Annotated in this window: 7 protein-coding genes; all 7 read left to right on the forward strand. The window is 54.2% G+C overall.

What is annotated here, in order from left to right; all coding sequences use genetic code 11:
- The first annotated feature begins 203 nt into the window (after positions 1–203).
- The 7 genes from IPM39_28070 to IPM39_28100 all read left to right on the forward strand — a co-directional run bounded on the left by IPM39_28070 (position 204) and on the right by IPM39_28100 (position 13,354).
- Positions 204–3,386: a type 2 lantipeptide synthetase LanM family protein gene (locus IPM39_28070; protein ID MBK8989875.1), complete on the forward strand. Its 3,183-nt coding sequence runs from the start codon at positions 204–206 to the stop codon at positions 3,384–3,386.
- Positions 3,387–3,391: 5 nt separating this feature from the next.
- Positions 3,392–4,636: a glycosyltransferase gene (locus IPM39_28075; GenBank protein MBK8989876.1), complete on the forward strand. Its 1,245-nt coding sequence runs from the start codon at positions 3,392–3,394 to the stop codon at positions 4,634–4,636.
- Between the two features lie 102 nt (positions 4,637–4,738).
- Positions 4,739–5,902: a hypothetical protein gene (locus tag IPM39_28080; protein ID MBK8989877.1), complete on the forward strand. Its 1,164-nt coding sequence runs from the start codon at positions 4,739–4,741 to the stop codon at positions 5,900–5,902.
- A gap of 10 nt (positions 5,903–5,912) precedes the next feature.
- Positions 5,913–6,701, forward strand: coding sequence for an HlyD family efflux transporter periplasmic adaptor subunit (locus IPM39_28085; GenBank protein ID MBK8989878.1), 789 nt, complete (start codon positions 5,913–5,915; stop codon positions 6,699–6,701).
- 55 nt (positions 6,702–6,756) lie between these two features.
- Positions 6,757–9,030 (forward strand): NHLP family bacteriocin export ABC transporter peptidase/permease/ATPase subunit, encoded by a 2,274-nt coding sequence (locus IPM39_28090; GenBank protein ID MBK8989879.1) that lies wholly within the window; start codon positions 6,757–6,759, stop codon positions 9,028–9,030.
- Positions 9,027–12,002, forward strand: a complete 2,976-nt coding sequence (locus tag IPM39_28095; GenBank protein MBK8989880.1) for an NHLP bacteriocin export ABC transporter permease/ATPase subunit — start codon at positions 9,027–9,029, stop codon at positions 12,000–12,002. The genes IPM39_28090 and IPM39_28095 overlap by 4 nt, the downstream gene beginning before the upstream one ends.
- Before the next feature lie 227 nt (positions 12,003–12,229).
- Complete coding sequence (locus tag IPM39_28100) at positions 12,230–13,354, forward strand: ECF transporter S component (GenBank protein MBK8989881.1); 1,125 nt, start codon at positions 12,230–12,232, stop codon at positions 13,352–13,354.
- Positions 13,355–13,520: the final 166 nt, after the last annotated feature.

Consider the following 13,520-nt stretch of genomic DNA (forward strand, 5'->3'; position numbering starts at 1 on the left):
GACTGGAGAGCAACCCTCTTTTGTTTGGGCATCACAATCAAATCTCTCTTGTTTGGCGCGGTCTTGTGACCGCGCCAGTGTGTTAGTAGCAACTGCATCTGGGACAAAGGATGTCTCATGCAAACTGACGAACCTCTTTTGTACTCTGGGATGTATTGCCCAAGCCGGGAAAGACAGAGGAGTTTGCCTCACTTGAGTTTGCTATGTTGAATGCAAAATTTGACACCCCTTTATGGTCACAGGCAGCGACGCTGTTTGAACGGACAGGCTCTCCTTGTCGGGCAAGGGGAACTTGTCAGGCCAGCAATAAGTTGTCCAGGGAACAAGCGCCTGCTGAACGTCATCTGAAACGCCTGGGTCATTGGAAAGGTCAGCGGCCTTTTGACCAGGATGGATATTTTACGCAGAGACTAGCGGAGAACCATTTAACGGAAGAGGGGCTGCTCTCTTTGTTAGCTGAGCCGGTGGAGGCCTTGCAAGAGCGCCTGTCTAAACAAGAGTGGGTCGAGGAGTTGTTGGCGGCGTTTTCAACAAACCTTGATGCCGATGCCGGATTGTCAGAGGCTTTGCAGGAGAAGGTGGATACAACCTTTCTCGCGTTGATCAAACCGTTGATCCATCAGATGCAAGGCGCCATTCGGGAAGTCGTCAATGAGCTTGTTGTGCAGAACGGCCGTTCCCCCATCCCGATTGATTTAACCACTATTGAAGACAGCTTGTTTAGCCCCTTGCTGGATGAATTAACAGAGATATTGATGCCGGTCATGATTTTGGAGCTTCATGCGGCGGGTATGCTGGGGCTTCTACAAGGAGAAACGCCGGAGGCTCGTTTTCAAAGTTTCATCAGCCGTCTGCATCAACCAGAACTGGCGCTGTCACTCTTACAAGAATATCCGGTCCTGGCTCGTTTGCTGGTCACCTTTTTGCAAAACTGGGGCCAGGCAATGCGCTTATTCCTGCACCGTTTGTGCGGTGATTGGGAAGATATTTGCCACACCTTTGCGGCGATAGATCCCTATGATTGTGTGACCCATATCAATGCCAATGCAGGCGATCGGCACGTTGGTGGCGACAGAGTCATGATCGTCACCTTTCGCTCTGGCGGAAAGTTGGTCTATAAGCCCAAACCCCTAGACGTTGATGCACATTTTCAAGCCCTGCTTTGCTGGATCAATGCGCGTGGCTTCACCCCGCCTTTGGCGACATTGCAGCTGCTCAACTGTGGCAGCCATGGTTGGGTCGAGTTCGTGTCCGCGCAGGCTTGTGCGACAGAGGCGGAAGTTAAGCGTTTCTTCACCAGGCAAGGAGGCTATCTGGTGTTGTTGACCGTTCTGAAAGGAGTTGATTTTCATTATGAAAATGTGATCGCCGCCGGTGAACATCCCATGCTGATTGACCTGGAGACATTGTTTCATCCTACATATATGGCCGCACATGGTGCAATCGCCACGGCTTACAAGCAAATCAATGACTCTGTGGTCAACACGTTGTTGCTGCCCAATATCAGGTTAATCAGCCTCGGTTTAGATATAGGCGGTATGGGAGATGCTGCCAGAGAAAGTACTCGAACCGCTTTGGTATTGGAAAATGTAGGAACAGACAAAATGCAGTACGCCCACAAACCGATTTCTGGAGGGGAGGCAAATCACCAGCCCCATCTGCAAGGGCATGCGATAAACAGCGTGGCGTATATAGATGACATACTGGCCGGATTTCGCGCCATGTATTGGTTATTGCACGATCATCGTGACGAGCTTTTACATCACGGCAGTCCCTTATACCAATTTGCGGCTGATCAAACGCGCATTGTACTCAGAAACACCATGACCTATGCCTTGCTATTACGGCAATGTTTGCAACCACAAGAGCTGCGTGATGGCTTGAACTACGAAAAAACGTGCGATAGATTGTGGCTTGAAGTGCCCGATCAGCCGCACCTAAAACAGTTAATTCCCTTTGAACGCAGCGATTTGTGGCAGATGGATGTCCCCTTTTTTACAACTCAACCCGGTTCAAAGAACGTATGGAGCAGCGCGGGTGACTGCATCCCCAGTTACCTGCAAGAGTCCGGGCTGGAATTGGCCGAAAAACGGTTGCGAGACTTGTGTGCGGCCGATTATGAACGACAGATCTGGTTCTTGCGGGCTTCATTTGTCCGAGCAGCGACAGCAAGCGAACTGGCGAGAAACCCTGTGATGGTTGCCTCGACAGGTACGCGCTCCGATTCGCTCGTGTTGGCAAACGTGTTGGGGCAGAGGATTGCAGCTTCAGCCTTCAAGGAAGAAGATCATGCTACCTGGGTTGATCTGTATGCTCAAGAGCACAAGTGGTTTCTGGAGGCTGGGAACACAAGCCTTTATAGTGGTTTGCCGGGCACTGCTTTGTTTTTAGCGCATCTGGGGCGTGTGACGGGCAACGGCCGTTATACCACATTGGCTCAACAAACAATTAACTCTGTGCTGCGCTGGGTGGAAAACCCGACACTGGCTATGAAACGCGCGCTTAAACTGATTGGCGGGTTTGACGGTTGGGGCGGCATCGTCTATGCCCTGACGCATCTCGGCATTCTCTGGCAAGATGAAGACCTTCTCACGCGCGCTGCAAGCTATGTGACGCAAATCCTCCCTCGCATTCAGCGCGATGCTCACCTGGATATTCTCTCTGGCGCGGCCGGCTCAATTGTTTGTTTAACCGGCTTGTATGCCCATCGTCCCTCAGCACAGGTGTTAGATGTGGCGATACAATGCGGCGATTGGTTGCTCGACAAGGCGCAGCATTCAGCGCAAGGCATATACTGGCAAGCGCAGAATCTACAAACCAATTCAAACAAAGTAGGTTTTGCTAATGGGGGGAGTGGGATTGCCTGGGCATTGTTGAAGCTGCACCAATTGAGCGGGAAATCCCGTTTTTACCAGACGGCCGTTGCTGGTATTGCCTATGAACGAACTGTTTTAGCCGCCGAGGGACCCAATTTACCCATTACTTGGTGTGACGGGATAACCGGCGTCGGGATGGCGCGTTTAGCTTCATCCGGCTATATGGATGATCCCCAAATGCGCGAGGAAATCGAAACGGCCGTGCAAAGCGTACTCGCCACAGGATTGGGCGACAACCACTCGCTCTGCCATGGCGCGTTTGGCAACCTGGAGTTCTTGCTCCAGGCTGCACAACAACTGCCAGACAACAACCTCAAAGCCCGCGTGCAGCAGTTAGCCAATGATCTCACGGTATCCATTTGCCAGGAAGGGCTTGTTTGTGGCGCGCCGCTTGGCATCGAAACCATGGGCCTCATGAATGGCCTTGCAGGTATCGGGTACAGTCTATTGAGAGTCGCCAATCCGGCAGATATACCTTCTCTGTTGCTGCTTGAATTGCCCCGGGAGTAAAGCAAATGCGTTATCTATTCTCTGTTCTGGCAAGCGAAGGCTATGTTTACCCGGCTATGGCCGTTGCCTCTGAAATACAAAGCAGAGGCCATGAAGTTGCCTTTGCCACTGGCCCTGCTTTTGCGGCGAGGCTGGAGCAATCGGGGTATTCATATATACCAACGGATGAACAGGACCACATCTTCTCTGTACCACAATGGATGAATCAACAAAGTATTCGCCGGCAAGCAAATTATGTCACCACTGCCGTGTGTGCATTTGAGCCAGATGTCATTGTTGCCTCAGCGTTGGCGATGGGACCACTGGTCATTGCCCGAAAACATCACATCCCGGTTGCGGTATTGGGGTTGGCGACTTATCCTTGGCCAACCATTAACGGGGTCGCGGTCTCGAAATCTGAAAGATGGGAGGCCAAACGGTATGATGACTTTTGGAAGATATATCGTTTGGCTCATGTTTACTTAACAGGCAAGCCGCCCCCATTGGAGCAAAGCACCCATTCCCAGTCGGGCTTATTGGGGGACCTGTTTCTCTTACGCAGTGTGCCAGAACTGCAACAAAATATCGAAACACTCCCTGAAAAAGTGCATCTGGTTGGCGGCTGCTTGTGGGAATCGCCTATTTCACCAGATAAACCTTTACTGGACTGGATAAACAACGTAACCACGTCTCAGAAACCCATTATCTATGTGCAGCATAACAATCGCTGGTCAAATCCTTTCAGCCAGAATGGGGTGACGATGAATGGCATACCCGATTTTTGGCCCGTTTTCCTAGAGGCGCTAGGGCAGCTGCCTGTTGCGGTGGCCATGTCAACCAATGATCTTGAAATAATACAGAGCAATTTACCAGACAATTTTTTTGTGGGCCAGCATATCCCACACCAGGCCATTCTTCCTTACGCAGACGGCGTGATCACCAATGGGACGACAAGTATTATGCTTAACGCCTTGTCGTATGGGCTGCCCATGGTGATCATTGCTGCGGCAAGCGAAAGTTATGATGTGGCTAAAGTGTGTCAGCAGGCAGAGATTGCCCATTGTATACCGGCCAATGAAGTGACCCCGGCAAATCTTAAAGAGGGCATCCGGGCGATGCTTTATGAGGGCAACCTCAGGCAAAATGCACAGTGTGTGCAGCAAGCGTTGGCGCGCTATAAGGGCGCGGCGCAAGCGGCTACTTTGTTAGAGACCTTGGCGATGAAACGATCCCCTGTATTGCGACAAATGGAACCATTACTGTCGCCGTGAATGACATAGAGTGAAAGTCATAGGTGAAATGTAACTACCCCCATATGGTGTTTGACCTGGATTGAAGCTAGACTCGAAGTGAAATTTTGGCGGGAAGGCATCATGATTGCAGCATATGTTAACGCACCAATTTACCAACACACACCAGCTACCTATGATTGGCAATATGACCGGCTGCCTTTACCCTCAGAACATCATGTGGCGGCCTGGCAGGGGTATCAGGCGGAAGCGGTGCGGGGTACCGCTTGGGAAGCGCTGCGGTCCCGGTTGGTGCAGTTGCAATTTCCCATTCACCAGGGCATCAGCCAAACGGCCGTCTACCACGCCGCGACCAAACAAGGGGTAGATACCACCGGCTGGACCGAAGCGAGCGGCCTGTTGCTTGAACAACCGGACGCCCTCCAGTTACACATTCACCAAAGCATCGCCGGCGACGTGCCAGCGCTCATCACGGCCACCCGCGCCGATTTTTGCGCCCTGGTGCAAGCTCTGACCAAACGCAACGAGCCATCCCCCATCCCCGATTCCATGGGCGCTTGCATGGTCGCCGGATACAACAACTGGGATCGCGTTCGTGCCTATCGCCGCCAATGGCTGACGGCCGATCCCCGGCGCACGCCCGAAGATTGGCCGCACGCCTTCCAGGAACTCATCCCCCAAAAGCATCTTTATCAGGATCGTTTCATCATCCTTGGCCAGGGGCCTTACAGCAACGTGGCCGCTGCTTCGCTAGGGTTGGATGCAGACGAATGGCGCTCCCTTTCCTTGACTATACGGCTTGAGCATGAGTGTGCGCACTACTTCACCAAACGAGTTTTTGGCGTTATTCGCCAACACCTGCACGACGAGTTGTTGGCCGACTATGCGGGCATCGTCGCCGCCATCGGGCATTACCGGGCCGATTGGGCGCTGCGTTTTATGGGTTTGGAAGAATACCCAGCTTACCGTGCAGGGGGGCGGCTGGAAAATTACCTGGATTCATCGCTGCGGCCGGAACCGGCATTTTCCCAGATCATGAATACGTTTGTCACGGCCGTCTACAATCTGGAACGATTCGACCGCGCGTTAACGGGACGGGATCGGGACATGGTCGGCCGGGGCGCTTTACTCTGCGCGCTGGCCGGCATGAACCTGGCCGATCTGGCCGCCGCCGCCGATGAACGCCTGGCGGAGAATGTATGCGCCTGGAAAGAAGCCATCTTGTCGGCAGCCAGACGCATAGAGGCGATGAACAACGAGACGCCGCTGCCCCAGGTTGTGATGTGAGGAGAACCCCATGACTTCTTCGATTTTTCGCAAAGTTTCCCTTGACCGTCTTTCATCCCCGGAGCAGCTTGATCTGCTCATGCAAGTGACCAGCCCCCGTAGCTGGCTCGCCTTTCTGGCGCTGGCGCTGCTGGTGGCGACGGCCGTTTATTGGGCTATCTTCGGCCAAATCTCCTTGCAACAAACGGCGACGGCCGCCTTGATCCCCACAGGAGGCATCAAAAATGTCATTGTGGCTGAAAACGGGCAGCTTTTTGCCTGGCACGTCACCGCCGGGGAAAGCGTCGCCGAAAACCAGATCGTGGCCGAGATTCTGCCCCTGGGGAAAAACGCGCCTGTGCCGGTACGCAGTTTGCACAACGGCCGTATCTTGCAGCTTAACACAGTCGTAGGCCAACTACTGCGCAGCGGCGATTCCCTGGCCAGCCTGCAATCCGCCGGGGCAGATGAGAACCTGGAAGCCGTCTTTTACCTGTCACCGGCCGCCGCCCGCCAACTCCGGGTCGGTATGCCGGTGACGGTCGAGCCTGTCACCACCACCAATGTTGACGCTTTGTTCGGTGTGGTAACGGCCGTTAGCCAATACCCCGTCTCCACGCAGCAAATAACCCACTTGCTGGGCAGCGAGGCGCTTGCCCGCAACCTGGCGCTGCCGGACAACCCGATTGAGGTGCGTGTGTTACTCGAGACGGATACGGCCGTTGCCCAACTATCACCCGGACTCATCGGCACATTGGCTTCCGCCACCATCCAGGTCGGCGCGCAGCGCCCCATTGAATTGGTGCTGCCCCTTCGTTAGCCCCGGCTTGATATAGATCGTGCGCAAGCGAACAAGCCCAAAGGTAAGTGATTCCATGACCGAAAACCGGATCGAGAGAGCAAAAAAGGCGTGGCCAGAACTGAAAAACTACCTGCTTGGGCGGCATCGCGCCAAAACGCCCACAGTGTTGCAGATGGAAATGGTCGAATGTGGCGCAGCCGCTTTGGGCAGCATCCTCGCCTATCATGGCAGCCACATCCCCCTGGAAGAGCTGCGCGCGGCTTGCGGCGTGAACCGAGATGGCAGCAAAGCCAGCAACATGGTCAAAGCGGCGCGCACTTATGGCCTGACAGCCAAAGGGTATCGGCAAGAGCCGGCCGATTTGCGTAATGTGCCCTTGCCCGCCATCATCCATTGGAACTTCAACCATTTTGTCGTCCTCGAAGGCTTTTACAAGGATAAGGTTTACCTGAACGATCCGGCGACCGGCCCGCGCACGGTGTCGGCCCAGGAGCTGGACGAAGCGTTTACCGGCGTGGTCCTGACCTTTAGCAGAGGCGAGAATTTCCAACCGCAGGGCAAAAAGCCCAGCCTGACGGCCGCTTTGCTGCCTCGGTTAGCCGGTGTGGAAACGGCCTTGACCTTCATTGTGCTGATTAGTCTGGTTCTGGTCATCCCTGGCCTGATGATCCCCGCCTTCTCCCAGGTTTTTGTGGATTATTACCTGGTGGGCGGCCGCACGGAATGGATGGTTCCTTTGTTGGGCGGAATGGCGTTAACGGCCGTGTTGCGTTCCGTCCTCACCTGGATGCAGCAGCGTTATTTACTGCGCCTGGAAACACGGCTGGCTTTATCCAATGCCAGCCGTCTCACCTGGCACATCTTGCGCCTGCCCATTGAATTCTTCAGCCAGCGCGGCGCAGGTGACATCAGCGCCCGTATCGAACAAAACGACCGCGTCGCCGAACTCCTCTCCGGCGAATTGGCGACCACCCTGCTCAACGTTGTGTTGATCTTCTTCTATGCCATCCTCATGTTCCATTACAGCGTCACACTGACTCTCATCGGCATTGGGATGGCCGCCCTCAACTTCCTGGCGCTGAGGCTGGTGGCGCGCCATCGCAAAGATGTCAACCAACGCCTGGTTCAGGAACATGGCAAGTTGCTCTCCACCACCTTCAACAGTCTGTCCCAAATCGAGACGATCAAATCAACCGGGCGCGAGGCAGATTCTTTCACCACCTGGTCTGGGTATCAAGCCAAAGTTTTCAACGCCAACCAGGAGCTAGGGGCCACCACCCAAATCATCAACGTTGTCCCCTTCTTGCTCACCCAGATCACTACTGTTGTGATTCTCATCGTTGGCGCGTCGCTGATCCTTAATGGGCAAATGAGCATCGGCATCCTGATCGCCTTTCAAACGTTGATGTCCAGCTTTTTGACGCCCGTCAACCAGGTCGTGCAGTTGGGCACGCAGTTGCAAGAAGTAGATGGCATTGTCCGCCGCCTGAGCGATGTGACCAATTACGAGCCAGACCCGCGCGTAGATTTGGCGGATAGCGCTTTGTTGGAAGATGCCGACCACCCTCTGCAAAAATTGATAGGGCAGATCGAAATCCGTAACCTGACATTTGGCTACAGCCGGCTGGCCGCCCCCTTAATTCAGAATTTCAACCTCTCTTTGCAGCCAGGGATGCGCGTGGCCCTGGTTGGCGGCAGTGGCAGTGGCAAATCTACCATTGCTCGCGTGGTGGCTGGCCTGTACCGCCCCTGGGATGGACAAATTCTCTTTGACGGCCGTGAACGCGAAGAATTTCCGCGTGTCGTGATCAGCCACTCGCTGCGCATTGTCGATCAGGACATCTTCCTCTTTGAAGGGACCATCCGCGACAATCTCACCATGTGGGATCGGCAAATACCGGAGGAGACGATCATCCGCGCCACCAAAGATGCCCATATCCATGATGAAATCACCAGCCAGGCCGCCGGGTACGATCACATTGTCGAAGAAGAAGGACGCAACTTTAGTGGCGGGCAGCGGCAGCGCCTAGAAATCGCGCGGGCGCTGACCAGCGATCCATCCATCTTGATTCTCGATGAAGCCACCAGCGCCCTCGATCCCATCACCGAGAAACTGATTGATGGCAACCTGCGTCGTCGCGGCTGCACTTGCCTGATTGTCGCCCATCGTCTGAGTACCATCCGCGACTGTGACGAGATTATTGTCTTGAACAACGGCCAGGTAGTCGAACGCGGCACACACGAAGAACTGTGGCGTCGTGGCGGGGAATATGCCCGCCTCATTAAAGCCGAAACGCCCGAATCAGAGCGGCTGCTTGACTCAATATTGGAGAAGTTGTACGTATGAAAACGCGACAATTACCAGAGGGGGGTCAACCAGACGACCCGATAGTAGAACAATCAGAAGAGATGCCCGTGGAAGAGTTGTTCCTGCTGCATTTGCGCTATAAGGAAGCACAAATGATCGAAAGCGGCAGCAACAAGCCAATCCTCTTGGACGATCCTGCGCATTGTTGGGTTGTGTATACCGGGTGGGCCGACATGTTTGCCGTCTCATTGGAAAATGGCGGTGCAGCTGGGAGCAGAACGCATCTGTTTCGTGTGCAGGCGGGTCAGGCCATCTTCGGCATGGATTTGCGCGTGGAACAGCGCCAGGTCGGGCTGCTGTTGGTGGGAGGCAAACAGACCCGGCTGCTGCGCCTCTCGACCGAGCGGCTGTATCGCCTGTCTCAAGATCATGATTTCCGGCAGCCGGTGACTACGCTGCTCGATAACTGGGTACGACAACTCTCGGCCTGCCTTTTGGACAGCCTGCCGCCCAAAGATTGCCATCGCCTGGAGGCGGGTCCGGCAATTTACATCGAAGAGGCCAGCAATGTCTGTGCGCGGCGCGGCGTGTTGTGGGTGCGGCACGATTATGGACATTCCCGATTTATTGGCGCGAATCAACTGCCGCTGCTCAATGGCAAAGTACGCTGGCCTATTTCGGAACGCGCCTGGATTCAAACGGCCGAAAACAGCCAGATCGATCTCGTTGACACCCACACATTCCTGGCGCAAACCGTTCCCTGGCCGCATCTGGCGGATTTTCACCGTCACATGTTGCAAAATATCGCCCAATGGCTGGAACACACCCGGCAGCAGGAGCTAGATCGCCTGCGCAGCAAACAGGTGTCCGATCAATCCATCATCAACGAGGCGTTGACCCGTCTGGCTGGCCCTTTTATGTCGCCGACTGCGCCGTTAACGGCCGTGACCACTGAAGACAACCCCCTGCTGCAAGCCTGCCAGATGATTGGGCAGCGGTTGGGCATGAAGATCATTGCGCCTCCGAAAAAAGCGCAGCAAAACAAGACCCTTTCCCTGGCGGATATCGTCCGCGCTTCGCGTGTGCAGACGCGCCAGGTGGTTTTGAAGGGCGCTTGGTGGCAGCAAGATAATGGCCCATTGCTGGGGTTCTGGGAAGAAACAGGGCAGCCCATTGTCCTCATGCCCCACAAACAGGGCTACCAACTGCATGATCCCGGTGCGCGGCAGCAACAAACGATAACCGCCGAAGTCGCCGAAACCATGCGGCCGTTTGCCTACATGTTTTACCGCTCCCTACCCAACAAACCGGTGGGCGCCTGGGAACTGATCAAGTTTGGCCTGGCGGGAGACACAATGGATCTGCGCCTTATTCTGTTTGCAGGTGTAAGCGTGGGCGTATTGGGTATGCTCATCCCCATCACCACCGCCATCATTTTCGACCAGATCATCCCCCAGGCCGGCCGTTTGCAGCTCTTCCAGCTTGGCTTCTCGTTAATCATCATCGTCTTGGCTATGGCCTTGTTTCAGGTCGTGCAAAATCTGGCCCTGCTCCGGCTGCAAGAGCGCATGGGCGCTGATTTAGAAGCGGCTATCTGGCAGCGGGTTCTCAGCCTGCCCGTCTCCTTTTTCCGCGGCTATACGTCTGGCGATTTGGGCAACCGTGTTTTAGGCATTCGCCGCATCCAACAAATTCTCTCCGGCACGGTGATGAGCGCCATGTTGGCCGGTATTTTCTCGGTGTTCAGTTTCTTCTTGCTCTTTTATTACCACAGCCGCCTGGCCTGGACGGCAACCGGGTTGATGGCGATTTCGGTCGCGGTGATGGTTTGGGCCGGGTATCGCCAGATGGGGTATTACCGTCAGCTGGTTCACCGGCAGGGCAAACTGTCGGGCATTCTCTTGCAGGCGATTGAAGGGATCGCCAAGTTTCGCGCCGCTGCCGCCGAGGGGCGCGTTTTTGCCACCTGGGCGGCAGAATTCAGCCAGGCCCGGCAGCTTAGTTACCAGGCGCGTGACGTTTCTAATAATTTGAACGTGTTTAACGCCGGTTATCAAGTCGTCACGGCCATGGCGATCTTTGCCGTCGTTATTTTGTCCGGGCGAGAAGAGTTAACCATCGGTCAATTCCTGGCGTTCAACACGGCGTTTATTCAATTTATGACGGCCGTCCTCACTCTAAGTGGCGCCTTTTTGACCATCCTCAACATCATTCCCATGTACGAACGCGCGCGCCCGGTGTTGCAAGCCATGCCAGAAGTTGACGCCCTCAAAGAGCATCCAGGCGAATTGGTCGGCAGCATTGAAGTGTCCCACGTCTCTTTCCGTTACAGCCAAGATGGCCCGATGATCCTCAAGGATGTGTCGTTGGAGATCAAATCGGGCGAATTTGTGGCGTTGGTCGGCGCTTCTGGTTCGGGCAAGTCTACTCTATTTCGTCTGCTGCTGGGCTTTGAGCAGCCCTTGTCTGGCAGCATCTATTACGACGGCCGTGACCTGAACAATCTGGATGTCCGCGAAGTACGGCGGCAAATGGGGGTTATCTTGCAAAATGGCAAATTGATGGCCGGTGATCTTTTCACAAACATTGTCGGCTCCTTGCCATTGACTGTGGAAGACGCCTGGCGCGCGGCCGTCATGGCCGGGTTGACTGAAGATATTCAGAAAATGCCGATGGGCTTGCACACCATCATCGGCAATGGCGGTGGCACGTTGTCTGGCGGGCAGCGGCAGCGTCTGCTCATCGCCCGCGCTATAGTCAACCGGCCGCGCATCTTGTTCTTTGATGAGGCGACCAGCGCCCTGGACAACCACACCCAGGCTGTGGTCAGCCGCAGTCTGGAAGACCTGCAAGCGACGCGGGTGGTCATCGCCCACCGACTTAGCACCATCAAGGGGGCGGACAAGATTTTTGTGTTGCAAAACGGCCGTATTGTCCAACAAGGAACCTACGTCGAACTGATGAATGTGGAAGGACTATTTGCCGATCTGGCAAAACGGCAAATGGTTTAATGTACCTGCCATTTCAGCACTGCCCAGATTTGTTCAAGGGAGACTTCATGAGTGGTCTAACCCACCACCACCAATGAAAACCCTGTGAGCGCAAGCGTCTCGCCTGCCGGGGCGGACAGGACGTCCGCGCTCCCATTTTCACAAGAGGCGCGAGTCTGCGCAGCGAAGGATAGAAATTAGTAACCCAGGTTTTGTTAACCTGGGCTACATTTACGAAGGAGTGTGAGATGGACGAACATGTGCAAAAGCAACTGGCTCTCATTCGCAAAAAATTCTTAACCCCTGTTATCGGGGCCATGTTATATGCTTCTCTAGTCTGGCTCACCACGATCTTCCCCCTGGCAACCGCTGGAGATGTCAATATTCGCCCTGGTATTGTTGTGCCTATTTTCTTTGGCTTTGCTTTCGGGCCGAAGGTCGGGTTTTTCACCGGCATGGTCGGTAACTTCCTGGGAGACCTGTTTTCTGGCGTCGTCTCCTTTCCGTTACCTGAGGTTTTCGATAATCCCTGGATCAATTTCGCCGCCGGAACCTACCTGCCCTGGCAGCTAGGAAACGGGCTGATGGGCATGGTCCCCGGCTTTGCCCGGCGACGGATAGTCCGCTTCAATACCTTAAAGGATTATGGAACTGCGCTGCTCATTGCTATCGTTGGCATTGTTGTCGGCATGGGGGTCGCGTCAATCTTGACCGTTGCCGTGGGCATTGCCGATGCGTATTTTGTCTTTACCCAATACTTCATCCCGGCCGTGTGGAGCAACATCTACAACGTCATCCTCTTGCTGCCTGTTCTGCTCTACAATTTTGAATATTTGGACTTCACCGCCTTCAAAGCGCTGCGCTCCAAATTCATCCGACGACTGCTGTTTGTTATTCTGGGTGCGGCCGGCTTGCCAATTATTTTGCTTGGCCTCTTTTTGCTCCAGCCTGATGCAATCAGCGGGAATAATGATCAAGGGCTAATCCTGTTTAAACTGCTTTTTACCATTATTCTGACGATGCTTTTTGTTATCGTCAATGCTAGCATGGTGGCTCAACGTTTGTCTGGCGCCATTGTCAACCTCAGCGATGCAGCCCAACTCATGGAGACCGATCAATTGTCCGCCTACCACATTCGCGCGCTCAAAGAAACACCCGGCAATGATGAAATCAGCCAGCTGTGCCGCATCTTCGGGCAAATGGCGCAAGAAACGAGTATGCGCCAGGAAAATATGAAACGACAAATCCGGCAGTTGCACATCAAAATTGATAAAAACAAAACGGCTAATGAAGTTGCCAGCATTGTGGAGACAGACTATTTTCAACAGTTAGAAAGAAAGGTGGATGAATTGCGCGTAAGCATAAGGCTTTAACCGATAGTTGACAGGATCGGGGGTTTAGATCCCAGGGGTTCTCCCACAATTTGGGTGTTTTTGCATATCCAACCCAATAGGTATATTCCAAAATTCCTTCTCGAGTAAAAATGATCGAAAACAACCAAATTAATGGGCCATATCTACTTTAGTCTACTCGACTGAG

This window comes from Candidatus Leptovillus gracilis (assembly GCA_016716065.1).
GTDB lineage: Bacteria > Chloroflexota > Anaerolineae > Promineifilales > Promineifilaceae > Leptovillus > Leptovillus gracilis.

What these genes read in the sequence shown, in the direction of transcription:
- IPM39_28085 (MBK8989878.1), top strand. Translation starts at nt 5,913, where the DNA reads ATGACTTCTTCGATTTTTCGCAAAGTTTCCCTTGACCGTCTTTCATCC.
- IPM39_28070 (MBK8989875.1), top strand. Translation starts at nt 204, where the DNA reads ATGTTGAATGCAAAATTTGACACCCCTTTATGGTCACAGGCAGCGACG.
- IPM39_28090 (MBK8989879.1), top strand. Translation starts at nt 6,757, where the DNA reads ATGACCGAAAACCGGATCGAGAGAGCAAAAAAGGCGTGGCCAGAACTG.
- IPM39_28075 (MBK8989876.1), top strand. Translation starts at nt 3,392, where the DNA reads ATGCGTTATCTATTCTCTGTTCTGGCAAGCGAAGGCTATGTTTACCCG.
- IPM39_28080 (MBK8989877.1), top strand. Translation starts at nt 4,739, where the DNA reads ATGATTGCAGCATATGTTAACGCACCAATTTACCAACACACACCAGCT.
- IPM39_28100 (MBK8989881.1), top strand. Translation starts at nt 12,230, where the DNA reads ATGGACGAACATGTGCAAAAGCAACTGGCTCTCATTCGCAAAAAATTC.
- IPM39_28095 (MBK8989880.1), top strand. Translation starts at nt 9,027, where the DNA reads ATGAAAACGCGACAATTACCAGAGGGGGGTCAACCAGACGACCCGATA.